A 25,194-nucleotide genomic window follows, 5' to 3' on the forward strand; every position below is an offset into this window, starting at 1 on the left:
AAACACAGAAGTGGAATGCCTGAGAGGCTCACGTAGTGCGGGTTTCAAAGCACTTTATGCTACGTTACATGTTCTCGATATAGAATCACTATTAGCTTCAAACATTCGCCTTGCCTACAGCACTCTGAACTCCCGCTGAACGATCACATATTTAATAGGGTTGGTATAATACGAGCCAAAGAAAAAAATACCAGTCAAACTGACTGGTATTGCTATTTTTCAACAAAGTCCGATAAGCAGAGTTAATTGCTTACACCTTAAGCTGCTTACTCACGGGTAGGTCTCGTATTCTCATTCCTGAGGCCGCAAAGATTGCGTTGGTCAGGCTAGGCGCGACCGGAGGAACGCCTGGTTCGCCTACGCCTGCCGGCGGCGCATCAGACTCGATAATAATAATCTCGATTTCAGGACATTGGGGCATTCTCAACATAGGGTAGTCATGAAAGTTTGACTGCACTACCTTGCCCTCTTTAAAGTCTATCTCCCCCATCATGGCCAAACTCAAGCCAAACATCACCGCGCCTTCGGTCTGAGATTTAACTCTGTCAGGATTGACCACAGTGCCAGCATCTATGGCTGATATCGCCTTTAGCACTTTCAACTGCTTATCCTTGGAGACTTCGACGAATAAAGCCGTTGCCACGAAAGCGGTGAAACTTCTGTGAACCGCAAAGCCCCAACCTTGGTTATCACCCGCAGTGCCTGCTTTTTCCATGGCCTGCTCTACCGCATCGATTACGCCTCGATATCTGGCAATGTCCACAGGGTGACGGGCAAGATCTTCGCCATAGTTACCGTATTTAAACTCTTGATTGGTAAAGGTCTCTTGGCGCACATCACCAAGCAGTTCTTTCCACATCACAGTGCTGGGCTTATTGGCCTTCACTGCAAGCTCATCGACGAAGCTGCCGATGCCGAAGGCATGCTGAATGTTACACACTGAGCGCATCCAACCTATACGGGTATGAGCCTCGGCCTTAACAGCTTCACACCTTAAGCTCTTGACCGCTAGCGGCACATCGACAAAACCTAAGTCCAGCTCCCAGCCCGCGGGGTAATCTGCGCCTTCGGAGAAGGTTGAGCCTATGCTCGGGAAACCTGAGCGCTGCAGTATCGCCTCTGGCATATTATCAGTGCCAATTTTTGCCTGATAAAGCTGAGCACTGATCGCATGCAAATAGCCATTTTGGATCTCATCTTCACGGCTCCAACATACCTTGATGGGCTTGCCTGCTTTTTTAGACAACAAAGCCGCCTCGACGCAGTAATCAGGCTTAGACTTACGCCCAAAACCGCCGCCAAGCAAGGTGACATTCACCTTTACTTGCTCCTCTTTAAGCCCTAAGGCACTTGCCACGTTCTGCTGTACACTTTGAGGTGTCTGAGTCGATGCCCACACTTCACAGCCATTCTTAGTCACATTTGCCGTGGCCGATGGTGCTTCCATTGGTGCATGAGCAAGATAAGGCACGCTATACAAGGCGCTGATGGTACTTTCTTTAGGCCAGTCCGTGACCTCTTTTCCTTGCTGGCGCATCAACTTTCCGGGCTGACTGACCCGCTCTTTTAGCAAAAAAAGATACGCTTGAGAGTCATGGCTATCATTGCTCGAATCTGTCCATTCAATCTTTAACGCCTTGCGTCCCTCAAGAGCGCTCCAGCTATTACTGGCAATAACCGCGACGCCACCTAAGGGATAAAACATGGGTGCGCCTTTCGTCGCTGACAGCTGAATAACGTCTACAACCCCAGCTACTTTTCTGGCTGCGCTATCATCGAGTTTAGCCACTTCACTACCAAACACTGGGGGCGAGTGATACTCGCACACAGCATGCCGTCTACCTGCACATCATAACCATATTGCGCCTTACCCGTGAGCATGTCCTGCATGTCGACAATAGCGTGAGACGCACCTATATGTGTGTACTCTTTGGGAGATTTAAGGGGCAAGGTTTCAACATCTGGCAACTTCACTTTTGACGCCGCCATGGCGAGTTCACCAAAACTGGCACTCTTGCCCGATTTAGCATGATTCACTCGGTTGTTGCTCGTCGAAACTTGCGTTATCAGGACCTGCCATTTATCTGCGGCGGCTTGTTCGAGCATGGTTCTGGCCATGGCCCCCATCTCACGCATCTTATCGAAGCCTTTACGAATACTGCGTGAACCATCGGTATTTTGACTGCCGTAACGCTTATCGGCCAGGCCCTGAACCACAACCACATTATCCCAGTCGGCACCTAACTCATCCGCCAGGACCTGAGCTATGCCGGTACGGATCCCTTGGCCCATCTCAGAGCGGTGACAGGTCAGATACACCTTGTTATCTTCACCGATAGCAATAAATAAATTGAGGCGTGACTCTGCGCTTTGAGCCATCACCATGGGGCTCCAACCTAGGCCACTGGCTCCCAATGCCAGGCCGCCTCCTGTGGCACCGAAAAGCTTAAGTACATCACGACGGCTAAAATTCTGCGTAGCTGTGAATGAACTCATGCGGTCACCTCCTGCTCATCACTTTTCACATCGCTATGCTGTGCAAAAGTTTGCTGACCGGAAGCTGATTTAATGGCTGATTTGATGCGGGTATACGTGCCACAACGACAAATGTTCCCCGCCATAGCTTCATCGATATCGCTATCGCTGGGCTTGCGGTTTTGGCTTAACAGCGCCGCCGCCGACATCAACTGCCCGGATTGACAGTAACCACATTGGGGGACCTTATGCTCCGTCCATGCTTGCTTGAGCTTATCCGCCTCAAGGCCTTCTATGGTAGTTAGCTCTTTGCCTTGCACTTGGCTCAAACTGGTTAAGCAAGCTCGAGCAGGCTTACCGTCAACGTGAATAGTACAAGCGCCGCAAAGGCCCGCACCGCAACCATATTTAGTACCGGTCAGGCCCAGCATATCACGCACGGCCCACAAGACTGGCATCTTAGGATCGGCGTCCACCTGGAACAGCTTGCCATTAATTTTCAGTGTCAGATCGGTATCAGACATTACACACTCCTTGTTTGTTTAACCTTCATAGCATTACCTTATCGAGAGAGACCTGCTCTGCTTTATGAAATACACCATGGCACTGAGACAAGATGCTCAAGGCCACAGATTCGGGAAGCTCCCCTCCCAGGGCAATACCTGCGGGTGCCGCAAACGGGCAGCTAAAATCAGCTAGCGACAACCCAGATTTTTTCAATACTTTATCTCGCCTATGAGCTGGCCCCAATAACGCCACATACAGAATATTTTCTGAAACCTGGCAGGCAAATACTAATGCCTTGGCATCTAACTCAAGGTTGTGCTGCATGATAATGACTCCATCTAAATTATCAGCGAAGTTATCAGGTAGATCGTCTATCGAATGCTTAAATATTTTGGCTCCAGGAAAATCATAATTTCTGGCATAACTGGCTCTTTCATCAATAAGATCAATCTGCCAGCCTAGATTAAGCGCCATCGACACCATAGGCTGGGCATCTAAACCGCCACCAAATATGGCAATCCTAAACCTGGGCCGCATGGGCACGACCAGCTCGCTTCTATCGGTTTGCAAGATCCCTGCTCGCGTAAAGTTATCGACAGAAAATGCGGCATCGCAATACTCGACAATTTTAGCGCTGACATTAGCCAGATCAGTATCTCTTCTGGGCAGAGTCAATTGATAAAAGAAGGACTCACCTTTATGTAACTGCTCGGCAAGCTGATGAAAATGCAGATAATGGTTATCTCGGCTCAGTGGCACTAACATGAGATCTACGATGCCACCGCAACCTAAGTGATAACTCGCATCGGTTTCATCGCTGGCATCATATTGCACCAGCATGGCTTGCCTTTTCTGTATCGCCATCTGTGCATGGCGTCTCAAGTCACCCTCTAAGCAGCCACCACTAAGCATACCAATCGCACGCCCCAAGGGGTGAAACAGCATCATGGCACCGGGTTTACGGTAAGAAGAACCTTGTACTCGAGTAATGATGGCCAGCACCCAGTCATCGGTTGGCGCAGACTGCCAATGGGAGAGAATATCTTCGATATGATGGGACATATCCATTTGTCTCTTATTGTTATCGATACAGAAAATCTAAGCTAACAGAGATGTTTAATGGAGTGAATAGCCAATACATTGCAAAATATTTCAGCTTAAAGTTAGCTAAACAGCTGATCTGCCACGAAAGGATTTTGATCTCGCTCAGTGCCGAACGTCGAAATGGGACCATGACCAGGAATAAACTCCACATCACGGCCCAATGGCCAAAGGGTTTGGGTAATTGAATGGATCAAGTCTTGATGATTTGACTGAGGAAAGTCGGTGCGACCAATTGAGCCATGAAACAACACATCACCCACCCATGCAGTACAGCTGCTGGCCGAGAAAAACACTATGTGGCCCGGTGTGTGCCCCGGACAATGCAGCACCTCTAACGTCAAAGCACCTAAGGTCACGGTATCACCGCTTTCAAGATATTGCGTCGGCGCGAATGGCTCACAATGCACAAATCCAAAATGCTTGCTTTGCTCTGCTAGATTCTCTAACCAGAAACTATCGGCCTTGTGCGGACCTATGATAGGTATGCCAGCATGCTCGGATAGTTTCTTAGCCGCACCTACGTGATCGATATGACCATGGGTCAATAGTACTTTTTCCAGCTTAACCCCAAGCTTGTCCACCTCAGTCAATATTCGGTCCATATCTCCGCCAGGATCCACTACGGCTGCGGCCTTAGTTTTGTCACACCAGATAAGGCTGCAATTTTGCTGAAATGGGGTGACTGGGATAATCTGGTACTTCATAGGTTTCCGCCTAAAGCTAGCTATCTAATTCGGGGATGTTAAATGACTCTTTAATAAGAGGTGTTAATACAAGAGATTGGCATTCTCTACAAGTACCTTTGCATATTAAGTTAAGGTTAAGCCAAGTTCACTATTTTCTCTCTCGGGTATGCGCATAAATTGATCTAGATCAATTTATATCAAGCCAGCCTAAATTATCACGCAATTTTTAAACTTTGTATCTGCAGTGATTTTGTATACAATTTGCCAATAAACACGTTCTGCTCACCATTGTAGTGAGACACATAATGAGCATCAATTTCTAACTCTATTGTACAAGGCCTCCATGAAATCTGACTTAACGTTTGCAGGATTAACAGCCATAAAGCACAGCTTCTCACTCCCTTTAGATTATGCCAATCCCAAAGGCGAGCAGATCAAAGTATTCGCTCGTGAGCTGGTTTCCCCTGAGAACCAAGACAAACAACTTCCATACCTGGTATTTTTTCAAGGTGGTCCAGGTTTCGGGGCAATTCGCCCCGCCGCCAATGGAGGCTGGATTAAGCGCGCACTGACAGAGTTCAAAGTCTTACTACTCGATCAACGTGGCACGGGCCTCTCTACCCCTGTGAGTTATCTGAGCCTGAATCATATGGACTCAGAAGAGCAAGCCCAATACCTGACGCATTTTCGCGCCGATAATATCATCCGTGATGCCGAAGCGATACGTGCTCAGCTTTGCCCAGATGAACAATGGAGCATCTTAGGCCAAAGTTTCGGTGGTTTTTGTGTACTTAAATACTTAAATGATGCACCACAAGGATTAAAGGAAGCTTATATCACTGGCGGCATGCCATCACTGACCCGCCACGCAGATGAAGTATACCAAGCCACCTACAAACGAGTGTTAGCGAAAAACCAAGACTTCTTTAAGCGCTTCAGCGATGCCCAGACACTTATCACTCAGCTAGCCGAGCACATCAGTAACAATGTGGTCCGTATCGCCACGGGTGAACGACTCACCGTCGAGATGCTACAGCTACTCGGGCTTAACATAGGCATGGAGCAAGGCCCAGAATTGGTTTACTACTTGCTTGAACAGGCACTTATCGAAACTGAGTCAGGTACAGAGGTTAACCCGCTTTTTCTGGGACAATTCTGCCAGCAGCTCGATTTCAACACCAACCCTATTTTTGCCCTACTCCACGAGAGTATCTACTGCCAGCAAAGCGCCGCAAATTGGTCGGCTCAGCGCGTTCGCGGCCAATATGATGAATTTAACTATGAGTCAGGCAAGCCCTTCCTGTTTACCGGCGAGATGGTCTACCCTTGGTTTTTCGAGCAGTTCACTAATCTTAAGCCACTCAAACATACCGCCAACTTACTCGCGGAAAAATCTGATTGGTCACAGCTATATGACTTAGACACCCTAGCGAACAACCAGGTGCCCGTCGCAGCAGCCATCTACAGCGAAGATATGTTTGTCGAGATGAACTACAGCCTGGAAACCGCCAAGCAAGTAGGCGAGCTAAAGTATTGGTTAACGTCTGAGTATGAGCACAACGGCATCCGCATGGATGGCGAGCATATTCTTGATAAACTGATAGCACTCAATCGTGGCAAGCAGCTGCGATAGCTGATACCACTCACAAGGGGTGACAACAATCCTCACAAAGGAGGGACTTGTGGGATAACAAGTTTCAAATATCTTTTTTGTGAGTTCATTGGCGGTTTGGTACTTGGTTAGTTTACTAAGTACCCTAGTGTTATGTTTATTTGTCACCTTGTTAGTTTCATGACTCTGCCAACTCGGTTAATTTCGAACCTGTTAGTTGATAGCCTATCCACTCATCTTTTGATTTAGCACCAAGAGATTTATAAACATTAATTGCAGGCTCATTCCAACCAAGAACATTCCACTCAAATCGCCCACATCCATTATCAACAGTAATTTTTGCTAGATGTTTAAGGAGAGTTTTTCCAGCTCCACTGCCACGCTCAGTATGAGTAACATACAAATTTTCAAGATAGAGACCATGCTTCCCTAACCAAGTTGAGTAATTAAAAAAGTAAACTGAAAAACCCATAGGACAGCCTTCTTTCTCACAAATTACAGCTGTTGTTGTAGAATTTTCACCAAAAATTGAATCTTGAATACATAATTATGTTGCCACAACTTCATGTTCAGATTTTTCATATTTTGCTAGTTCTTTAACAAATCCCAGAATTAGACTGGAATCATCTTTATTAGCGTCTCGTATTACAATAGACATTAACACTCCTTTTTGAAACTACGCCGCAATAAACAACTAAGTAATACTTGGCTCAAATGAACAATCGTCAGCAATGACACAGCTTGAAAATAATAAGACCAATACCAGTATATTTCCCCCAGGCAATGACACTTTTTTCTAGAGACAACCGAAAGTTAAGACTCGCCTGATTCAAAAATATGCCATTAGCATTGGGCTGCCCAAGTTGTTTCCTTAAACGACAGAGTCCCCAAATGACATAAAACGGTGAAGTTATCCTCACTTCCTAATCTAAACTCGATTGTAGCGGAATAGAGTTGGAGTAGAAACTAACGCTTAGCTGAACCAAGAATAAAATAGGTTTAATCAATATTACTGAGATGGCAGTAATATCAGTTTTCCTACAAAATTTTTAGCCATAAAATCCTGTTGTGCACTTTTAATTTCCAGTAATGAATATTGTTTTGCGACTAAGGGCTGAAGCTCACTACGTTCAATATATCGGATCAGGTTTTCGAACACTGCTCTTGATTGATAGGTGCAGCCAAAAAAACTCAAATCCTTTAAATATAACGTTCTGATATCCAATTCCACTATTGGCCCCGCTATAGCTCCCGCAACAGTATAACGGCCTCCTCTTCGTAGTAGTTCTGGGAGTTCGGGCCATTGCTTTCCTGCAACGAGATCAATGACTACATCCACTGAGTTTTTCCCCAAGGAATTAAGCAGGTTCAGTCCACGTTGGATCACTTTATCTGCGCCGAGCTTATAAAGCTGCTCCTTTTTATTTTCACTACAGATAGCAATGACCTCAGCATGACGTCGTTTGACCAATTGCACCGCAGCTGAGCCAACACCACCCGATGCTCCTGTAATGAGAACTGTATCATTGGCTTTAACATTGGCCCGATCGATCATATTTTCAGCCGTTGAATACGAGCATGGAAACGACGCTAATTCAGCATCACTCAAGAAGCTTTGAATCGGAAATGCTTCTGTTGCCAGTACCTTAGTATACTGGGAAAACCCACCATCACATTCAGAGCCATAAGTAATACAACTGTACTCAGCCGGTGTCATTACCGTTTGTTGCAAAGTTCGCACCAGCACCCGCTCGCCAATTCGGTCAGGGCTGACTTGTTCACCGACAGCGACTATTTCACCACAACAATCAGCACCTTGTATCCGAGGAAATTTAACTGGAATACCAGACCAACTGGCATCATCCTCATTAATAGTCTGAAAACTATCGACAGCACCAGCATCAGTCTGCTCTTTTACGCATTTTGAATACCAACCGACACGGGTGTTAATATCGGTATTGTTCACCGCACTAGCTCCAACTTTGATCAGTACCTCATCATTTTCTGGAATTGGCACGGGCAAGTCAGTACGATACTCAAGTTTTTCTAAACCTCCGTGGCCAGTCAATAGAACGCCAGACATTTTCTTAGGTAGTTTGTTCATTGTGATATCACTCTCCTCGATCTCATTGGACGACATAAATTTGTTCACATTATTGCGATTCAGACTCTTTCTTCACCTATCAGCGTTTCAAAGCCGGAGCAACTCGACTACCTATAACAATAAAAAAAACGTATGATTCAGCCAAGCGAATAATAGTTAACCCACGATTCAGAATTATTGAACTGAGCTGGAAACTACTGATTTATAGTTTAATTTGGAGTGATGGAAATGAATAAAAGATTGAAAATGGATCTATTACTCGATCTTGAACTATTGCGAACTTTTGTCATGGTTGCTAAGACCGGAGAATTAAAGAAAGCAGCTCAAGCTATTTTTCGTTCTCAAGCTGCCGTTAGTATGCAAATGAAGAGACTAGAGGAATTGGTTGGTTGCACTCTGATGGAACGCAATAACCGGGGGATACAATTAACCGATGCCGGAGAAACCCTGCTCGGCTACAGCGAACAGTTTCTGAAACTCAATAACGCAACCTTTTCGGCATTAAATGAGCGAGACCTGTCCGGGCAGTTCAATTTTGGCGTTCCGACGGATTATGCTCAAGATTTTTTAAACTTCTTTATGCCTGTATTGACCCGTGAAATACCAAACCTTGAAGCAAAAATAATCTGTGACCGCAGTCGAACCTTACGAAAGAAGCTTAAAGCTGGCGAATTGGATATTGCTATTGTTGCAGGCGAACCAGACTACACTGATGATCAATTGCTCTGGAGTGAGCGATTGATCTGGTCAGCCTCAGCCCAGATCAATGTGGAAGAACTGAAAGAAATACCTGTCGCCATTTATGATGATAACTGCATCATCAGCGATTTATGCATCAGTGGACTGAAAAAGTCCACTATTTCATATCGGCAGGTATTTAGCAGTTCAATACTTGAAAATGTCGCCACCGCCGTTCATTCCGGTTTCGCCATGTCACTGTTGCCAGAATCGATGTTTGATAGTTGCAAAATACAAGAGGTATCTTCAAGTATTCTAAAAAGTAATTCAGTACTCAATATGAATATGATTAATTCACCAATGATAGACGAACCAATACTCACTAAAATAGCAGAATGCTTGCGGCTAGCCAGCAACACCCAACGATTAGGAAGTCGATCTGTTTAGGCTGGTTTCAAGTGTTCTACCCAATCGAATAAAGGATTAGCTCAGATAGGGTAAAGTCTGGTTAGCAGGGTATGAATGAACAATTAATCTAAGTAGAAGTGAGGCACAAATGCCCACCCATAAACTGAGGGTTAAATACAGCTATAAATCATGATGTTAGCCTCACTAAATCAGGTAATAGATGACAACAAAGACTAAACATTCAAGCACTCTTCCCAACTACCCATAGTGAGAATGCAATCAGACTTCATTCGAGGACTAGCAAGTTTTGGGCTGATTCTTGCCAGCTTAGATTGATCGGCCTAACATGCTTTGCGATATTGAACTGCACCCGATACAAGTAGAAAAATAGAAGTGCCAACTACTCTAGACGCATACCTATGTATCACTTTCTATAATATTTCAAGTGAGTAATCCAGCTGTCTCAGTGGTTTCTACCTAGTTGTCATCATCCGGATTCATTGCCTCTTTTATTTCATCACTGCCGAACCCTTTACGGGATAAATACGCATAGGCTTTCGACTTTCCTTTATAGTCCGATAAGTCATAGCGCTTTTTAGCCAGCTCATTTTTACAGCTTTGATAAAAATCGACATCCTCTGTGAGCGTTAATTGGTACAGAGTGTCTTCAAAGTCGCTCACATCAATCAGCCGCTGTTTTAGTTCCTGCAGGATGAGGGTTTCGCCTTTGCCTTTGTTGAATAGTTTGATTATTTCAGTTGTTAAGTCGGCTTTGTCTGCTTTTACGGCTAATTTACTGCGCAGTGTTTCACGTTGTGGATGTTGTGATAATGCGTGATCAATTTCTACACGAGAAAACCCTCTTGTGGTCATCTGGGCATAGACTTTTTCTCTGTTGGTGCCATGAAAGTTAACGAATCTGCTTAGCAGCCTAGATGTGGCCATCTTAAAGGCATCGACTTTTTGCTCGTCCATCACTTGCTCTATCGCAGTATCAATCTCGGTAACGGATACGCCGCGCCGTTGCAACTTACGCCTTATCGCGCCTGCACCGAGTTCATTACTAAAGGCCATCTCGCAATAGCGTACCGTAAAGTCATAGTCATTTTTTAAGTAACCGTTGTCTATGAGTTTGGCGAGTACTGTCTCAATCCACTCTTGATTTTCGGTTTTACGCTCAAGCTTGGTGCGAATTTCATTTATGGTAAAGTCTTGCTGACCAAGGTGCCAATAGGCACTATTAAAAACGTTATCTATGGTTTTGGCTTGACGTAGTGGTGGGCGCTGCATAACAAATTGATCTTAAATTAAAAAAATAATCAAAAGCAGTGTAGCAGATCACTGCGTTATTGAGTACGCGCTAGACCCCTTTGTGTCAGGACACTTGTGTTTGAATGTAATTTGAGGACAAACCCAATACCTTATTTCTATGGTATTGGACCTTAACTTCAACATATTTTTCACGATGATACAATCAGGAAACCACCAAGAAAATAGACGAACTAAAGTATTGGTTAACATCTGAGCAAAAACATAACGGTGGGTAGATTATCAATCAACTCTAGCGCTATATTTAATACCTGAAACACCAAAACCCTCTCAAAAATAAAGTCATCAATGATCATAAAGCAATGTCTTCTAGGATAATTCCGCCTGCTTTTATCTCTTCTGAGATTTGATCAGGCATCATTCCTCGTCCAGGCCAGAGAATTGTAATGACACATCGGCGCGAAAGCCCGGATAGTTTTTCCATGATGCTTACCTATGATAACGGTAAATTTAGGGCTCTTTCTGCAAAGATTACTCTTAGCCCGAAAGTGCTTCGGTGATCTGGCAGGTTTACTGATAACGTGTTTTTTTCACTTAGTAACATAAAAAAATGTGATTTATGCTTAATTATGAAAAACGATTAGTTGAGTATTAGGTTTCGGTTTTCCGATGTACCTTTACGTTTCAACACTTTGAAAAGAGTCACTTAAAATCGAGGCGACGTCGAATGACGCTCTTGTAATAACGAGGGATATGGGGTGAGATACAGGTCATTCGGTCAGGTTTATTCTGTTCAAGCTCAGCCGGATATCTGAGGGGCTACGTTACTTGCTTTGTGATAAGCCATGACCCATAAATGCAAAATGCATTATCTGGATGTTGAATCACAGCGGCATCAATCTATTTGTTGAAAGCACATTTCCCCTAAACACAAAAAGAAGGAAAAAGGTTATCTGATTAGAAAATCATTAAGCTCAAAACCTTCATCCAGCTTAATGTTAAATACGGTTGGCCTGCGCCCCCGCCCCGTCCAAGTGATGACTTGGTCATTAACCTGAATCTTGTATTTTGCTGGACGTCGCTCGATTTTCCCGCCAGCAGATCTAGGGAGCGAATTTATATCATCCATGCAGAGTCCTAGCTCGACCACCTGTTTTCTTATGGCCTCAATTTGCGCATTACGTTCTGCATTTTTTTCAAGGTCGGCAGCGGCCTGTGTTTCTCTTTGTTTAATGATGTTCTCAAGTCGGATGGCGAACACCATAAGTTCGTCAAAGGGGAGTTCTTTTACGGCTGCCTTAAATCGTTTTCCGTGCGTAAGGGTTGATAAAAATTTTGACATAAAAATGATCCTATTCGATGTAGTGTTGCGATAAACGTGATGCACAGTATAGGAAACAAGGGGGGCATTCTACTGTCCTAGGGGAGTGGATAATTATATTCCTCCTCATCTAGTCAGCAATTTTTTGAATCATTATGAGTAGGACAGTTCTAACGCTTGCCCTACTATATTCATGGGTGAGGAACCCAAATGTGTTGGTGTGATCAGGGTGTCATTTACAATATCGGTTGGCGTCGAGTTGTACATTAGTGTATTGCGGACCAATCAAAGTTTCATATTGTTTGGTTCGCATCAAGATTGCCTAATGTTAAAGGGGCTCGTATTTAGTCTGCCACTACAGTGTTCTGCAAACATAAAACCCGCCCCGATAGACGGGTTTATACGACTCCTTTGAGTAAGCCTCTGCTTTTCTAGACAAGGCGAAATTCGCCGCACGCTTACTATATTGCTATTACCTTATCTATGTGCCATCCATACGCCTGTTGATAGGGCCTCATGTCCTGTAGATTGAGTGTCATGCTGTTGGCGCTCTAGCGCAAAGTGAGAACACCATCAACACTTCAGTTTATTCCATCAACGTGGTGACTGAACCTGCTATTTTTTCGTAAATTCTCAGAGGTTGAGAAAATTGTAATGCGCTATCTTGTGCTAAAGGTATTAACCAGCGTAAATTCCAGATGACCTTATCAGGAAGAAAATTTGATTGATAAACGTCCACTTTTTCTTTTTCTATGGTTCTTACTGAATAAACTCGATCATCACGCATATAAAAAAAATTAACTTCATATTCATCTGGCCTACTTAAGATCGTGTATAACTTCCAGTCTTCTGGATTGGTGTTAACTCCAGTTTCTTCCATAAATTCTCTTGCCATTGCCTCTTCAGCTGTTTCCGAATGTTCTATTTTCCCTCCAACCCCATTTAATAGACCCTTTTGCCATGCGGGTTTTATCTTTGAGATAAGCGCAACATTCTGTAAATTATCAGAAAACATAAATCCAGTTACATATCGAATCATACTAACATCTCCTCAAGCAGGGAGAAGTTACATTTGAGCAATTTGGTCCTCACTTCAATTGTCTGACTTCGATCCGGACCATAGGAAATGTGACTGATATCGACATTCACTCTTGATTGAATAAAACACAGATACTCTATCAATTCATTCGGAAGCTGCTCTACATTATCATAATGCTCAGCTAGTTCTGGCCAGCCTTTAAAGCTCTGATATTCAAGTGTTACATCATCGAGATAAAGTAACGCTTCATTGGTACAAACTGGTCTATTATTTAGCTTGTAGCTCGTGCAGACCTGAACGGTTTCAACTCCAGCCAAGGCATCCACATTGGTAATTGCTATTTCATTTACCCCATTTAATTTTATTGAGTGCTCAATCAAGACTAAGTCTAACCACCCACAACGTCTTGGCCTCTTGGATACAGAGCCAAATTCATTCCCTTTTACTCTAATGTAGTTGGCTTTTTCGTCGAATAGCTCAGTTGGAAATGGTCCGTTTCCAACTCGTATCATGTAGCACTTCATCACACCAAGAATACTGATCTTATTTGCAGGTATACCAATTGATGGGAAGCAGTTTTGGATCAGTGTTTGATAGGCCACTGTATAAGGGTAAGTCCCAAAACTGTTGTCTAAGAATGTAGCCTGTGAAGATTCAAGCAGGATATTAACTTTATCTGATATTAGCTCCCCTATGATTTCATTGGTATACGCGAAATAGGACTTTAGCTCTTTTCCCTGCTCAAGAAGACGGCAATACTCTTGTTCAAAGTCCAACCAAAGCTCACTATTGAAGACTTTGGATATTTGTTTCTGCCTTAAATGCCATAGAATCTCAAGTTTCTCTTTTAATCTTTTTTCGTCCATTGTATCAATCAAGCGGATACCTGTTCTATTGGTCTTATCTTCAAAACAAGCTCCGACTCCAACGCCGACGGACCCGATTTTATTTTTCCCCTTATAGGCCTCAGACGCTTTATTTAACTCGATATGGATAGGTAAGGTGATATGACATCTTGGGTCGATAAACACCTTACTATTTGGGCAGTATTCACGTAAAAAGGCTAATTCCTCAATCATTTTTTCCATGCAGATTAAGGCTCCCTGGCACACATACAAATGTTTCCCATCTATGACTGTTGCAGGGATCTGGGAAAACACAGTACGCTTTCCATTGAAACTGACGGTATGGCCTGCGTTGGTTCCACCATTGAACCTGGCTATATGTTTGTACCTTTGTGCGAGAAGATCGACAAACTTTCCTTTTCCTTCATCCCCAAACTGAAGACCTATAACTGCTTTAAACATACCTACCTCTCTTTATCTATTTACCATATTGTCAGCATACTCAATTGCTTTTTGTAGCGTGTTCGCAACGGGGACACCTACATTTTTTAAACGGTCGTAACTATGAGTTCCACCGGAGTAAAGAATCGAAGCTATGCCCAAAGAACGCGCGGCTTCAGCATCATCGTTGGCATCGCCAACCAGTACGATTTGATCTTTAGAAAGATGATGTTTACTGCTTAATGATTGGATATGCTGTTCAAGGTGATTTTTTTTACCTTCTCTTGAGAGCGCTACCATGCGTCCTTGAACTAAGTTAAAAAAATGGTCAATCTTAAAAGTACTCAACATTTCCTCCAAAAGATGATGCTCCATCAGAGAGCAAACTGACTGGCTTTCTCTTCGCTGGATGATCTCTTTCGCCCCATTGGACAGGGAGGCAGTTAAAATGACAGGCTTATAGTAGGTGTTAAATTCTTGACCAATCACTTTCCATTCATATTCAGTTGGAGTCCGAGACAATATTTTTTGATAAAAATCATGGACTGGCACACAGTAGTTTTCTTTGTATTCCTTTACTGATAGAGAGGGCACATTCACTTTACGCAATGCGCGGTTAGTTGCTTCAAGAGATACATGTACGTCATCAAGTAATGTACCATTCCAATCCCATACGATATGAGCTTCCATATTGTGTCCTTTTGGTAAATGCTAGAAACATGACTTTCGGTACTAGAGGTCTAAGTTCAAATAGAATTGTTTTGCTCTTTCGAAACCTATGTCAGAAATACCAAGATCCGACAGGAGATAAATAATAGTTCTCGAATAATTCGCCCAATCTCTTATTGTCGTCAGTTTATGGTTTGAAGGGGAAGCGTCACTATTAACCAAATAATTAAGCAATTTGTGATGACGAAAAGTCCAGGGAGATAGATAGTCCAACTGTGAAAGATCGAATACGGTATCTTGATGGTCATATCCTTTTACACGAAGAAGTTTTTCCCAATGCAATTCAACTGCACCAATTTTCGCATCAATATCATATCTTTCATGGAGAATGTCTTTTGCCCAAAGTAGTGTATTTCCGGTGCCACAATTATCATCTAGTAATAATACCGACGCATCTATATTGACCTGTCGCCCCCAGAGTTTCTTGCTACTTCTACCGATATCGTCATAGTAAGAGAGCTTTACGTAATTGAGTTGCACGTCATGATAAGCAGCATAAACCGCAGCACAGGCCCCGCCCCCAAACAATATTCCAACACAGACGTCTTTAGAGGGGTATACATAGAAAAGAGTAAAGATAGTAGGTGGTTATCTCCCTCTAAATACACTCTTGGTTGTAATCTTTTAATGGCATCAGGAACATCAAAGAATAAACGGCTTAGCGGACCAAGTGTTTTCCCAAGAAAATAATCTACTATCAACTTAGCTGTTTCTAAGGCTTTATCGATAACTTGATTGATAACCTCATCTTTAGCATTGTTGATAATGAGAGTATCAACAATGCGAAGTAAGCCATTTAATATATAGTCCAGAAGTATGTATCTTGAATGATGACACTCAGCGGTATTCCCATATTGATTTATGTAATTGGATATATCACTGATTAACTCATCAAAAGTTAAATTCATATAATATCTTTTTCCTCTTGAGGAAAAGATGCCTTCTATGGATGGGGTGATCATCTTTTTTAAATAAAAGTCATTAGACAGTTTTACATCTTTGTCGGTAAGCTTTATCTCACCTAGAATACCAATATCAGATAGATGGTGAATCATCCTCATCACTCCCTCGCATCAGTGTTAAGTGTCGATTAAATTGTTCATAAGACATACTTTTAGTGTGCAGAACCTGACCAAGAACAGTACCTTCGACACCAATATCCATTAAATTTTCGATGTCTTTCAGGCAAGAGACTCCTCCACCTGAAACTATGGGTGTGTCTGTTACTGACATGACTTTTTTTAATAGAGACAGGTTCGGGGTGTTCATCATGCCGCCTCTGTCGATATCCGTAACGACGTATCGGCGACAACCATGAGCATCAAGTGCCTTTATCATCTGCCAAAGATCACCGCAGATGTTATTCCACCCTTGGGTTGCTAGACGGTGCTCAGAACCAAGTATTTTTACATCCAAAGCGATTGCTATCCGATCACCGTATTTATCCAGTAATAATTTACATCGTTCAGGGTTATCAATGGCTAATGAACCGATGTTCACTCGATCGCAACCGGCATTAATAAATGTTTCTAATGTTTCTACGTTACGGATCCCACCACAAATTTGCGTTTTAGTCCCAACCGACTTTATTAAGTTTATAACTTCATTTACATTATTCCCTTTTCCAGAAGCTGCATCTAAATCGACAATATGTATCCATTTTGCTCCCATATTTTGATAAGACTTAGCTATATCTAAGGGCGAACCAATAATTTTTTTTTGTTGCCTTTTCCCTTGTGTCACTCGTATTGCTGACTGTGAAGTTAGGGCTTGCCCACCAACAATGTCTAACGATGGGTATAACGTGAAATTATTCATTAACATCTCACACTGTTGTTTTTATGTATTTCATCTTCATTGAGTAACTGACTTGATTTAATGCGCCAAAATGACAGGCAATGGATAATATATTCATTTTAATAATGAAAAATTAACATAATTACAATAATTACAGACCTTTTCTGTTGCTATAAAACTCAACTGTTGACGCCTTTATTTATTATCATCTGGAATTACGAATTGAAGGTGAAAAATAAGATTTAATAAGATTTAATAAGATTTAATAAATCGAAAGGTGACAAAGTATTACTATAGCTATTTAAATATGCATGAACTGGTTATTAATTAGGTTGCTTCGTTGTGTCTACCCTGTTACGAGTTGGTGTTTTTAGGTTATTTGGATATGGATTAAAAAATGAGGTTTGTATGCAACAAATATTATGTCCTGCTGTAGTGTGCGCTAATTGTGTAGAGTTGAGCGTTGCATTTAACAAGTTGGATGTGTGCGCCTGTTATTTGCCTCTGAGTGAACATGCTAAGAGGGCTTTGTGCTTCATGTATAAATCATTAAATGAGTTATGTTTGTATGAAGACTTAGTTTGCTTTGTGTGGGAGAGTGTTCCAGTTAGTCGCTCCAGTTTACCCGTAGTGATTTGTGAGTTAAGAAAAATGATGAAAAATCTGAATTTTAAAATTATCACCGTGAGAGGTAAAGGTTACATGCTTTTACCCGTCACTAATGTAGCGCCCAGTTGCAAAGGTCGTCGAATAATCTAAGCAGCTCTTTTATGTTAGGGCAGCTATTTAATGACACGCTTTAAGTAGCAACAATGTTCCTATGGCATTACCATTTTGGCGGTACGTGAGTATTGTAAATATGGATCTGACGTGATGCTCCAGAAATAAAAAACAAATAAGAGAGGTATTGAACGCTCAAAGCGGAATTGAGCTGAACGGTCGATGAAATCGACATCAAAGTGAAAGAGGAATGGCGGGATCGGTATCGGGCCGTTGATAAGCAAGGCATACCGTCAATTGTTATTTATCGTCCCGCCGTAATGCTAAGGCAGCTAAATGGCTTTTAGGTAAGAGTTTGAAATACTCAAGTGCTTCCATCATCCCTACCGACAAAGCCGCCTCCTACGCCGTCGCCATGACGGAGTGAAGGTCAGCAGACAAATGCCAGCAGCACCACTTTAGCACCAGGAAATTAACGATCTAAATCATGAGGTAGAAGCCGATCATGGACAATCAGTGGTTTCAAGCTTTTCCATATGCAAATCAACTTTTAGAATTCATTAGCCATATTAGATCATACCTTTATACCGATTGGTATAACTCCAGCGTCAAAGCTGCTGATAAGCACAAATACCAAGCTAACTAAATTAAATATCGTAATGTGCTCTCAAACCAATTTATTGGCTTGAGAGCATTCAAGGATCGGAAGTTAAAGCTGCTGAAACCTAATTGGCAAACAGCAATTAAGTCACTGCTAAATTTAGTCAGGACTCCACAAGCAGGCTATAAAATTCGTGGGGATCCCTCAACATCAGCGTAAATATACCCACGACCACGGCGTCCGTGATGTTCAGAGTAACACCAAGATTTAATGTCTTGCTCATCAATCAAAAAAGTCAACGAACTTCGATTGACCAAGGCCTTGTTGTACAGAGACTAGTTGGTGATTTTACCCTTAGCTTGACCCATTTTGATATTCCCGATCACCACATCGGGAGAGCAGATCATACAAGTTGTAAAAGGTTCAATCGAATTAGAAACAAGGCCGGTTTCAATTATAAACGCCTAATGAAAGACTCTATATAGGCTGGTGCTCTGGCATTTAATATTGGGTCTGCTGACGGGGCTATTCCCTTAGGTAATTGTACTGGATTAAAAATACTCTTCTCACATTGTAGAGTTGCAGCTTCATCATCTCGACTGCCATTAATAATCACTTCGCCTACTAACAAGTGTTGGCGAGATTCAGGCCATAGAATAGTAGGATCATCTATAGAGTCACCTTCTTCAGCAAATTTAATATACACATTCCACATTGCTGGTTTAGCTTTTATACGTGTTAACAACTCTTCTTTTAAAAAATCATCAGTTAGATGAGCTAATTGAACTTGGGATAGCGTACTTTTCTCCTCAACAGGTTCAAATATCCAACGCCCTGCCGTTATTTGATTATCATAAGTATTAAATAGAAAGCTGTTAACACCAAAGTAAGCGCTGTTTGCAAAGCTAGAGCTCGGTAACATCTGATCTATATGTTCAAAGAATGCTTTCGCATCAGGTTTATTATCAATCAGCCATTGCTTACCTTCGGCCCCTTGTTTGACTTTGGTTTGAAAGGTAAAAAAATCGTCAAGATCACTCGCAAAAAAGACTTGCGAATTCGTAGTCACAAAATTCAAGCTTTCATTATTGCCATCAATCTTGAGTGACATAAAACGACCAGCTCCCTTATCTGAGGCATGTGGATTGGTTCCTCCGAGGGAGAAACGTGCGATAACCCCGATTTCTGCTTGATTAAAAAGTGGTATAGCTAATGCGTTATTTATTTTGGGCGAAGGTTTAAATACACCTGACGTACAAAAGCCTTTAGCGTGGTTACGCAATTTTACCTTTTTACCCGCTTCACGACTTTCAGTATCCAAAGTACCATTAACGGCATCGACTAATTCGGGGATGGTTTTCTCAGTAGCAAACAATGGTGCTGAGAAGATTGATAAGCTAGATAAAATACTGACCTTAATGAGGCTATTAACATTTTTTGAAATCATGATTCTGTCCTGCCCTTAGTTATATAATTAACAAGAAACAAGTACGGCTTGAAGGGGTAAATCTTTCACTATTAGCTGACGCACTGTCCTTTTTAACACTTTGCAAACACAACAAGATCAATGAGTACGCGAACCCGCAGCAAGTAAGTAAAAAGCAGAGTTAATCCCAACAGAGTAATCAGATGCTAAGCCATTCTCTAACGACTGAGCGGGATATAAAGAAATTAGCGGTTCTTTTAAGGGCTGCAAATGAAAGTCTAAGAGTGCATTTCCCGCGCCTGGCAGACGTTAGATTAAATAGAAGTACGAGCTTGAATGACATATACCAACACCACAAGCCTCTGGATTCCGGCTCAAAAGCGCTACCTGAATGACGAGAAACAATGACCCATTTAGTAAAAGAGAAGTCGATCAAAATAAAGGGGCGTAGCGAATAAGCTCAAATGGACTCAGAAAACGCTTAAACTCTGAGTTTATCCACTCATTATACCCCGTATTGCGACAGGTTTTATCGCTCAAAAACCAAATTAGATAACATATATAACACTCCAGCATCTTTTACGCAGAACACCTCTATAAAACCTACCACGCACTTTACACTCAGACACCACTCTGCAGGCGTCTCAACACAAACAGCGCCACAAAAAGGGAAAGGGAACAATATTGCAACACATTGGTTTAATTTACTTTTTATATTCACATTCTAGCTGTTTTATGTTTACCTTATGCCCCCACATATTGTGTGGCGACTAAAAATTCAGCCTGTAAACAGGCTGAATCCTTTAAATTCGCTTAACTTTATGCAGTTATCAACGTGATATATCAAGGAAAGAGAATGAGATTATTTACAGCTTCAACATTGGCGATAGCCCTATTAAGTGTAAACGCAATGGCTGCCGAGGATAATGCCTTTCAACATGAAGCTAGTGTCGGTTACTTGACCAACTCAGATGAAATGGGAGATGGGATTCTAGGCGTCAACTACCGATACTATGTTAATCCTGTAGAACAAAACACCAGCCCTTACGCACTCAATGGATTTCTGGCTCAAGAATCTAATATCGGGGCACTCTATACTAATTTTGATGACAAAAATATTGATACCGTCGGTGTTGATGGCACTTATGTCTTCGATTCCAATTGGTTTGTGGGCCTAAACTACCAACGTAACAGTATCGGCAATGTTGACCTCAACACTTACGGCGTTGAACTGGGTTATTATGTTAATGATAACACCTCATTTTCAGCTTTTTTTGATGATGGCACAGATGACAATGCAGAGGAAAGTTACGGATTAACCATTCGTCGTTATTTAGAATTAGACTCCACGCCTGGTATTGATTTATCAGCAAACTGGCTACATGCCGACTCAGAAAACAACTACACCTTAGGCGCTGACTGGTACGTATCCAACTCATGGTCTGTTGGCTCAGGGTATACGCGTGATTCGGATGATGGGGATTTCGATATCAGGACAGCTTATTGGTTACGCATCTCTGATGATTTTTCCGCTAACTTCGCTGTCTCAAAAATCATTAATGGGGATATCGACGGTGTGGGTTTAGGTATCGCACTCACAGGTCGTTTCTAATCCTGTAGTCATACAAACTTATATGGCGCTCAGGGCGGTTCATCAGCCCTGGGCTTTCACATGACGTTTATTTAAATTCCGTTATGCCCTTTGGATTCACAGAGAAGATCACCATCGCGTCAACTGTTCTTTAGGACAGTAGCTCATCATTGATCTCCCCTTCACTATAGAGAAGATCATTTTAAATAATTGCCTTCTTTGGCCAAAAAAGCATTGTTGGTGCCCAAAATTATTCAAGTTCTATATTTACCTCAACAATAGCTACACGATAAAACCATAAAATCCTTGCTCAAACTGGAGTTATACAAAAGTGAATAATTTCCTAAATCAATGGTTCGATATATACGATAAAGGGAATGGAGTTGAGCTTGAATCCCTCACCAATGATGTAAAATTGCAATGGTTCGATCTCCTTCAGCTTGCTAAGGCGGAAAAATTGAATGCTTGGAATAAATGCCCGCCAGGGAGGTTATCACTGATCTTGCTGTTTGGTCCTGTGGCTTACTTACTCAAAGACAATGATAAAGCGCTACATGAAGAGGCTAAATTGCTCTGTATTGAGGGGATAAGAAAAGGATTTGATTCCCAATTAAAGTTAGTTCAACGTCGATGTTTTTACGATCCACTATTTTATTCATCAAAAGCTGAAGACCATAGGCTATTGTTGCTACTTCTTAAAGGAATGGAATCTCAAGCATCTGAAGATGAGAAAAAAGCGTGGTTTACCTGGTTTACACAAGCTTCCTCCATTGGATAATGGACTGGATAAAAGTACGACCTTGAATGACATATCCCAACACCACAAGCCTCTGGATTCCAGCCCAACAACTCTACCGGAATGACGAGAAACAATTACTCATAAAAATGAACTTAGGTAAGAACTATATCTGAGGACATTTTCTTTCATATGTCTCAACACTGGACAGTAAGCCGTCTCGGTTCTCTCTCTTTATACTCGCCACAGGCTTCATACCATTTTTTATCATTACCCTACCCGAAGCTGGGTTGCTTGATAAATGTTCTCCATGGAGATGATCTATGCCCAATTTAGTAAAAGAGAAGTCGATCAGTGCTGTAACAGCCTCTGAGCAATAACCAAGTCCCCAAAAAGGCACACCAAACCAATAGCCCAACTCGGCTTTTTTACCGAAAATTTGTACCAAACTGACCGTGCCCAATAATCGATCAGTTTCTTTTTCCGTTACGGCATAAATTAATCCTGAGCTATCCTGCCATCTAGCTACATGGGTTGATATCCACCCCTTTGCCATGTCTAAGGTATAGGGGTAAGGAATATTCATGGTTGAACTTGATACCTTGGGATCACCAGCCAAATTGGCAACTTGAACGGCATCTGATAACTCAAATGGGCGTAGGATGAGTCTCTCAGTTTCCAGCAAGATTTGCTCCATTACTGACTCCACAAATTGAATATTGAAGGCTTAAGAGCGCCATTAATTAACTTACCAGTAAGTTAAACGGTTATAAGCAAAACTATCGCAGCTTACTCAAGAAAAATATCATACCCAGCAAATAAAGCCACACTAGCTTGTTATTCTACTCACCAAGACAACTTCGCTAAGCTAAAATCAGGCAAAATAGATCTGTTGTCGTCAGTATGGTTGCCGTCGAGCCTTTACTTGAGTTAGGTTTGCATTACGAACCTTATGCACTTTGGGGAGTGCCTGATTACGTACCAGAAGATGCGGTTTTGCAAGTCAGCGACTTAGTCAAACCCGGTGCTATTGCTCGAATGAATAAAGATATTCAAGGCATTAATCCAGGTGCGGGGATCACTCGTTTCTCAACCAAAATAATGGATACATATGGCCTTAAGGATGCAGGTTACTTTTTCCATACTGGCAGCGAAGAAGACTGCTTTAGTGCCTTTGAGACAGCCGTAAACAATAAAGAGTGGATTATCGTACCGCTATGGAAGCCGCAATTCTTGCACCACAGCTACCAAATTCGTGAAATATCAGAGCCAAAAGGCTTGCTAGGCATCCTAGACAGAGCCGTGCTTTTGCTACGTCAGGACCGCGCCTCTCTATTTACTCAGGCACAATTAGACCGACTAGATGCACTGCGCTTTTCAAATGAAATCATTGCAGCGCTTGATTACCAAGTATCTCGAGAAGGCAAGCCTATAGATACTGTGACCAAGGCATGGTTAAGTCAATCGTCATGCTGAAACAGTTAAGGGATTGAGCGATTAAATGGCCACCTTGATGTTCAGAGAGTTTAGATACGGCGGTAAGCTCAGGACAATACTCCACATATTAAAACTCTCTGAACGAAGCTTCATTCGAAGCTAACTCAAAATGTGCCTTTCCATTGCTCAGTATCGACAAACCATCGTTCCTCAAAGATTTTATTCCCTTCGAACTTGAACAAGACCGCAAGCTGAGAGCTTGCCACTTTATTTGACTTCCACTCAACAATGGAGACGACTTCACTCTCTCCCTCTATTTGACGCAAACCAGTGATTTCAAAACCTGGTGGGAGAATATCCCCAAGACCATCCAAAGCTGAGCGAAATGCCTGACGTCCCTCTAAAACATCGGCTTGCCCCGGCATAATGAATGTCATCTTTTCAGCATAATCAGCCACTAAGGTGTCAAAATCACCAGTGTCAACGGCTTCCCAACCTGCTTTCACTATATCCGCTAAACTCATTAGTTTCTTTCCTATAGTTTTTTGTACTATCTAACTATAGAAGTTATCGACTAATCTTGTGCTGTCTCTGCCTTTATCGCCTGTCACCAAATACATAGCAAATAACGCCAGCATCCCATAAAACATTATTCAGCATGGTTGCGGTTTTAATCCTTGAGATCAGCCTCCTGCTTCTGGCTGTATTGATTAATTTCAACGGTTGAGTGCGCGATTGCAAAGCGCTCTTTCAGCAAGGTTTTTACTGCCATTTTTACTTGACCTATGTCTGCATCTTCTTTGACATCAACTTCGAGGGTGATCATAGGCCGCTCTTGAGTGATAGACCATGCATGGACATGTTGCACCTTAATCACATCTGACAGCTCAGCTTCCAAGTCCTGAATAAGCTTACGTCGATCGAAACCCCGTGGTGCCCCTTCCAGCAGAATATGTCCGCTCTCACGCACTACGTGCCAGGCTGAACGTAGAATGATGATCGCAACAAACACTGAGAGAATAGGATCTATAGGCGTCCAGCCAGTATAGATAATGACTAAGGACGCAATGATAGCGCCGACAGACCCAAGTAAATCTCCTGCAACATGTAAGAGTGCCGCCTTGATATTCAGGTTGTCCTTCTCACCTCGGGTCAAGATCCAAAAAGCGAGAATATTAACAATCAGACCACCGACGGCAATCAAAAGCATAGTTCCGCCAAGGACTTCCACGGGCTCATTAAGCCGCTTAATGGCTTCAAAACAGATCCATGCCGCAATCAGGAAAAGAGACAGGCCATTGACAAGGGCGGCCAATACCGAAAAACGATCGAAACCATAAGTGGCTTGCCAGGACGCTGGACGTTTAGCGAGATGAAAAGCGAACCAGGCTAAGCTCAATGCAACAAAATCCGTCAGCATATGACCCGCATCGGCTATCAAGGCTAGCGATCCTGACACAATGCCACCAATAACTTCGGCAATCATAAAGCCGCCGGTTAGAATCGCTGCGATACCAACCGCCCTTTGATTCCCCGAGCCATGTGAGTGTCCCGCTGCGTTATGGTCGTGATCCTGTGTCATTGATTCATTCCTTAATAAAAATGTGAGAATACCTTATACCATCGTTTATGTAATGCTGGCTAACTCAAGCCTAGGTTACTTGGAAG

23 protein-coding genes and 3 pseudogenes are annotated in these 25,194 nt (G+C 42.5%); 8 read left to right on the forward strand and 18 right to left on the reverse strand.

Going from position 1 to position 25,194, the window contains the following annotated elements; genetic code table 11:
• Nucleotides 1–250 precede the first annotated feature (250 nt).
• The 4 genes and pseudogenes from FM037_RS18190 to FM037_RS18205 all read right to left on the reverse strand — a co-directional run bounded on the left by FM037_RS18190 (nt 251) and on the right by FM037_RS18205 (nt 4,790).
• Nucleotides 251–2,496, reverse strand: a pseudogene (locus FM037_RS18190) (molybdopterin cofactor-binding domain-containing protein).
• Nucleotides 2,493–2,999 (reverse strand): (2Fe-2S)-binding protein, encoded by a 507-nt coding sequence (locus tag FM037_RS18195; protein WP_144047145.1) that lies wholly within the window; start codon nt 2,997–2,999, stop codon nt 2,493–2,495. The pseudogene FM037_RS18190 and the gene FM037_RS18195 overlap by 4 nt, the downstream one beginning before the upstream one ends.
• Before the next feature lie 25 nt (nt 3,000–3,024).
• Complete coding sequence (locus FM037_RS18200; RefSeq protein WP_185977083.1) at nt 3,025–4,044, reverse strand: XdhC family protein; 1,020 nt, start codon at nt 4,042–4,044, stop codon at nt 3,025–3,027.
• Nucleotides 4,045–4,145: 101 nt separating this feature from the next.
• Complete coding sequence (locus FM037_RS18205) at nt 4,146–4,790, reverse strand: MBL fold metallo-hydrolase (RefSeq protein WP_144047147.1); 645 nt, start codon at nt 4,788–4,790, stop codon at nt 4,146–4,148.
• Between the two features lie 325 nt (nt 4,791–5,115).
• Between FM037_RS18205 and FM037_RS18210 the strand changes: the two genes are divergently transcribed.
• Nucleotides 5,116–6,405 carry an alpha/beta fold hydrolase gene (locus FM037_RS18210; protein WP_144047148.1) on the forward strand — a complete coding sequence of 430 codons (1,290 nt, stop codon included), beginning with the start codon at nt 5,116–5,118 and terminating at the stop codon, nt 6,403–6,405.
• A 157-nt stretch (nt 6,406–6,562) separates the two neighbouring features.
• Here the strand turns inward: FM037_RS18210 and FM037_RS18215 are convergent, their stop codons facing one another.
• A complete protein-coding gene (locus FM037_RS18215; protein WP_407695665.1) occupies nt 6,563–6,925 on the reverse strand; it encodes a GNAT family N-acetyltransferase in 363 nt (120 codons plus the stop codon).
• Between the two features lie 468 nt (nt 6,926–7,393).
• Nucleotides 7,394–8,488, reverse strand: a complete 1,095-nt coding sequence (locus FM037_RS18220; protein WP_144047149.1) for an alcohol dehydrogenase family protein — start codon at nt 8,486–8,488, stop codon at nt 7,394–7,396.
• Between the two features lie 228 nt (nt 8,489–8,716).
• On the opposite strand from FM037_RS18220, the gene FM037_RS18225 reads away from it, so the two are divergent.
• Nucleotides 8,717–9,613, forward strand: a complete 897-nt coding sequence (locus FM037_RS18225; protein ID WP_229380939.1) for a LysR family transcriptional regulator — start codon at nt 8,717–8,719, stop codon at nt 9,611–9,613.
• 438 nt (nt 9,614–10,051) lie between these two features.
• On the opposite strand, the gene FM037_RS18230 is transcribed toward FM037_RS18225, so the two are convergent.
• The 8 genes from FM037_RS18230 to FM037_RS18265 all read right to left on the reverse strand — a co-directional run bounded on the left by FM037_RS18230 (nt 10,052) and on the right by FM037_RS18265 (nt 17,036).
• Entirely contained in the window at nt 10,052–10,864 is an 813-nt protein-coding gene (locus FM037_RS18230) for a RecX family transcriptional regulator (protein WP_144047151.1), read from the reverse strand.
• 928 nt (nt 10,865–11,792) lie between these two features.
• On the reverse strand, nt 11,793–12,185 hold the full coding sequence (locus FM037_RS18235) for an H-NS histone family protein (RefSeq protein WP_144047152.1): 393 nt from the start codon (nt 12,183–12,185) through the stop codon (nt 11,793–11,795).
• Between the two features lie 565 nt (nt 12,186–12,750).
• Entirely contained in the window at nt 12,751–13,203 is a 453-nt protein-coding gene (locus FM037_RS18240) for an NUDIX hydrolase (RefSeq protein ID WP_144047153.1), read from the reverse strand.
• On the reverse strand, nt 13,200–14,510 hold the full coding sequence (locus FM037_RS18245; protein ID WP_144047154.1) for an adenylosuccinate synthetase: 1,311 nt from the start codon (nt 14,508–14,510) through the stop codon (nt 13,200–13,202). The genes FM037_RS18240 and FM037_RS18245 overlap by 4 nt, the downstream gene beginning before the upstream one ends.
• Before the next feature lie 12 nt (nt 14,511–14,522).
• Nucleotides 14,523–15,179 (reverse strand): HAD family hydrolase, encoded by a 657-nt coding sequence (locus tag FM037_RS18250; RefSeq protein ID WP_144047155.1) that lies wholly within the window; start codon nt 15,177–15,179, stop codon nt 14,523–14,525.
• 42 nt (nt 15,180–15,221) lie between these two features.
• Nucleotides 15,222–15,698 carry a hypothetical protein gene (locus FM037_RS18255; protein WP_185976851.1) on the reverse strand — a complete coding sequence of 159 codons (477 nt, stop codon included), beginning with the start codon at nt 15,696–15,698 and terminating at the stop codon, nt 15,222–15,224.
• On the reverse strand, nt 15,680–16,273 hold the full coding sequence (locus tag FM037_RS18260) for a hypothetical protein (protein ID WP_144047157.1): 594 nt from the start codon (nt 16,271–16,273) through the stop codon (nt 15,680–15,682). Before FM037_RS18260 ends, FM037_RS18255 begins: the two co-directional genes overlap by 19 nt.
• A complete protein-coding gene (locus FM037_RS18265) occupies nt 16,254–17,036 on the reverse strand; it encodes a 1-(5-phosphoribosyl)-5-[(5-phosphoribosylamino)methylideneamino]imidazole-4-carboxamide isomerase (RefSeq protein ID WP_144047158.1) in 783 nt (260 codons plus the stop codon). The genes FM037_RS18260 and FM037_RS18265 overlap by 20 nt, the downstream gene beginning before the upstream one ends.
• Nucleotides 17,037–17,423: 387 nt before the next feature.
• Here FM037_RS18265 and FM037_RS30465 point away from each other — a divergent pair, with 387 nt between their 5' ends.
• The 3 genes and pseudogenes from FM037_RS30465 to FM037_RS29625 all read left to right on the forward strand — a co-directional run.
• Nucleotides 17,424–17,774, forward strand: coding sequence for a winged helix-turn-helix domain-containing protein (locus FM037_RS30465; protein ID WP_194165811.1), 351 nt, complete (start codon nt 17,424–17,426; stop codon nt 17,772–17,774).
• Nucleotides 17,775–18,036: 262 nt separating this feature from the next.
• Nucleotides 18,037–18,162: pseudogene (locus tag FM037_RS30470) on the forward strand (hypothetical protein); the annotation flags it as partial.
• Between the two features lie 177 nt (nt 18,163–18,339).
• Nucleotides 18,340–18,555 (forward strand): annotated as a pseudogene (locus FM037_RS29625) (hypothetical protein); the annotation flags it as partial.
• 235 nt (nt 18,556–18,790) lie between these two features.
• Here FM037_RS29625 and FM037_RS18280 read toward each other — a convergent pair.
• Nucleotides 18,791–19,783 carry a catalase family peroxidase gene (locus FM037_RS18280; RefSeq protein ID WP_144047160.1) on the reverse strand — a complete coding sequence of 331 codons (993 nt, stop codon included), beginning with the start codon at nt 19,781–19,783 and terminating at the stop codon, nt 18,791–18,793.
• 835 nt (nt 19,784–20,618) lie between these two features.
• Here FM037_RS18280 and FM037_RS18285 point away from each other — a divergent pair.
• Together FM037_RS18285 and FM037_RS18290 are read left to right on the forward strand one after the other, a co-directional pair.
• Nucleotides 20,619–21,374 (forward strand): putative porin, encoded by a 756-nt coding sequence (locus FM037_RS18285; protein WP_077752138.1) that lies wholly within the window; start codon nt 20,619–20,621, stop codon nt 21,372–21,374.
• A gap of 310 nt (nt 21,375–21,684) precedes the next feature.
• Entirely contained in the window at nt 21,685–22,131 is a 447-nt protein-coding gene (locus FM037_RS18290; RefSeq protein ID WP_144047161.1) for a DUF924 family protein, read from the forward strand.
• Between the two features lie 124 nt (nt 22,132–22,255).
• On the opposite strand, the gene FM037_RS18295 is transcribed toward FM037_RS18290, so the two are convergent.
• The gene (locus tag FM037_RS18295) at nt 22,256–22,786 is read right to left on the reverse strand and encodes a GNAT family N-acetyltransferase (protein ID WP_144047162.1); all 531 of its coding nucleotides are present in this window, start codon (nt 22,784–22,786) and stop codon (nt 22,256–22,258) included.
• Nucleotides 22,787–22,992: 206 nt separating this feature from the next.
• Between FM037_RS18295 and FM037_RS18300 the strand changes: the two genes are divergently transcribed.
• Nucleotides 22,993–23,565, forward strand: a complete 573-nt coding sequence (locus tag FM037_RS18300; RefSeq protein ID WP_229380940.1) for a glycine betaine ABC transporter substrate-binding protein — start codon at nt 22,993–22,995, stop codon at nt 23,563–23,565.
• Nucleotides 23,566–23,690: 125 nt separating this feature from the next.
• On the opposite strand, the gene FM037_RS18305 is transcribed toward FM037_RS18300, so the two are convergent.
• Together FM037_RS18305 and FM037_RS18310 are read right to left on the reverse strand one after the other, a co-directional pair.
• Entirely contained in the window at nt 23,691–24,050 is a 360-nt protein-coding gene (locus FM037_RS18305) for a nuclear transport factor 2 family protein (RefSeq protein WP_144047163.1), read from the reverse strand.
• A gap of 146 nt (nt 24,051–24,196) precedes the next feature.
• Nucleotides 24,197–25,108, reverse strand: coding sequence for a cation diffusion facilitator family transporter (locus tag FM037_RS18310; protein ID WP_144047164.1), 912 nt, complete (start codon nt 25,106–25,108; stop codon nt 24,197–24,199).
• Nucleotides 25,109–25,194 lie beyond the last annotated feature (86 nt).

This window comes from Shewanella psychropiezotolerans, from assembly GCF_007197555.1.
Classification (GTDB): domain Bacteria; phylum Pseudomonadota; class Gammaproteobacteria; order Enterobacterales; family Shewanellaceae; genus Shewanella; species Shewanella psychropiezotolerans.

Bases quoted from the DNA above. Each gene is read 5' to 3' on its own strand.
- FM037_RS18195 (WP_144047145.1), bottom strand. From the start codon at position 2,999: ATGTCTGATACCGATCTGACACTGAAAATTAATGGCAAGCTGTTCCAG.
- FM037_RS18280 (WP_144047160.1), bottom strand. From the start codon at position 19,783: ATGATTTCAAAAAATGTTAATAGCCTCATTAAGGTCAGTATTTTATCT.
- FM037_RS18305 (WP_144047163.1), bottom strand. From the start codon at position 24,050: ATGAGTTTAGCGGATATAGTGAAAGCAGGTTGGGAAGCCGTTGACACT.
- FM037_RS18205 (WP_144047147.1), bottom strand. From the start codon at position 4,790: ATGAAGTACCAGATTATCCCAGTCACCCCATTTCAGCAAAATTGCAGC.
- FM037_RS18260 (WP_144047157.1), bottom strand. From the start codon at position 16,273: ATGATTCACCATCTATCTGATATTGGTATTCTAGGTGAGATAAAGCTT.
- FM037_RS18245 (WP_144047154.1), bottom strand. From the start codon at position 14,510: ATGTTTAAAGCAGTTATAGGTCTTCAGTTTGGGGATGAAGGAAAAGGA.
- FM037_RS18250 (WP_144047155.1), bottom strand. From the start codon at position 15,179: ATGGAAGCTCATATCGTATGGGATTGGAATGGTACATTACTTGATGAC.
- FM037_RS18230 (WP_144047151.1), bottom strand. From the start codon at position 10,864: ATGCAGCGCCCACCACTACGTCAAGCCAAAACCATAGATAACGTTTTT.
- FM037_RS18200 (WP_185977083.1), bottom strand. From the start codon at position 4,044: ATGTCCCATCATATCGAAGATATTCTCTCCCATTGGCAGTCTGCGCCA.
- FM037_RS30465 (WP_194165811.1), top strand. From the start codon at position 17,424: ATGCAACAAATATTATGTCCTGCTGTAGTGTGCGCTAATTGTGTAGAG.
- FM037_RS18310 (WP_144047164.1), bottom strand. From the start codon at position 25,108: ATGACACAGGATCACGACCATAACGCAGCGGGACACTCACATGGCTCG.
- FM037_RS18235 (WP_144047152.1), bottom strand. From the start codon at position 12,185: ATGTCAAAATTTTTATCAACCCTTACGCACGGAAAACGATTTAAGGCA.
- FM037_RS18220 (WP_144047149.1), bottom strand. From the start codon at position 8,488: ATGAACAAACTACCTAAGAAAATGTCTGGCGTTCTATTGACTGGCCAC.
- FM037_RS18300 (WP_229380940.1), top strand. From the start codon at position 22,993: ATGGTTGCCGTCGAGCCTTTACTTGAGTTAGGTTTGCATTACGAACCT.
- FM037_RS18295 (WP_144047162.1), bottom strand. From the start codon at position 22,786: ATGGAGCAAATCTTGCTGGAAACTGAGAGACTCATCCTACGCCCATTT.
- FM037_RS18210 (WP_144047148.1), top strand. From the start codon at position 5,116: ATGAAATCTGACTTAACGTTTGCAGGATTAACAGCCATAAAGCACAGC.
- FM037_RS18285 (WP_077752138.1), top strand. From the start codon at position 20,619: ATGAGATTATTTACAGCTTCAACATTGGCGATAGCCCTATTAAGTGTA.
- FM037_RS18265 (WP_144047158.1), bottom strand. From the start codon at position 17,036: ATGAATAATTTCACGTTATACCCATCGTTAGACATTGTTGGTGGGCAA.
- FM037_RS18240 (WP_144047153.1), bottom strand. From the start codon at position 13,203: ATGATTCGATATGTAACTGGATTTATGTTTTCTGATAATTTACAGAAT.
- FM037_RS18225 (WP_229380939.1), top strand. From the start codon at position 8,717: ATGAATAAAAGATTGAAAATGGATCTATTACTCGATCTTGAACTATTG.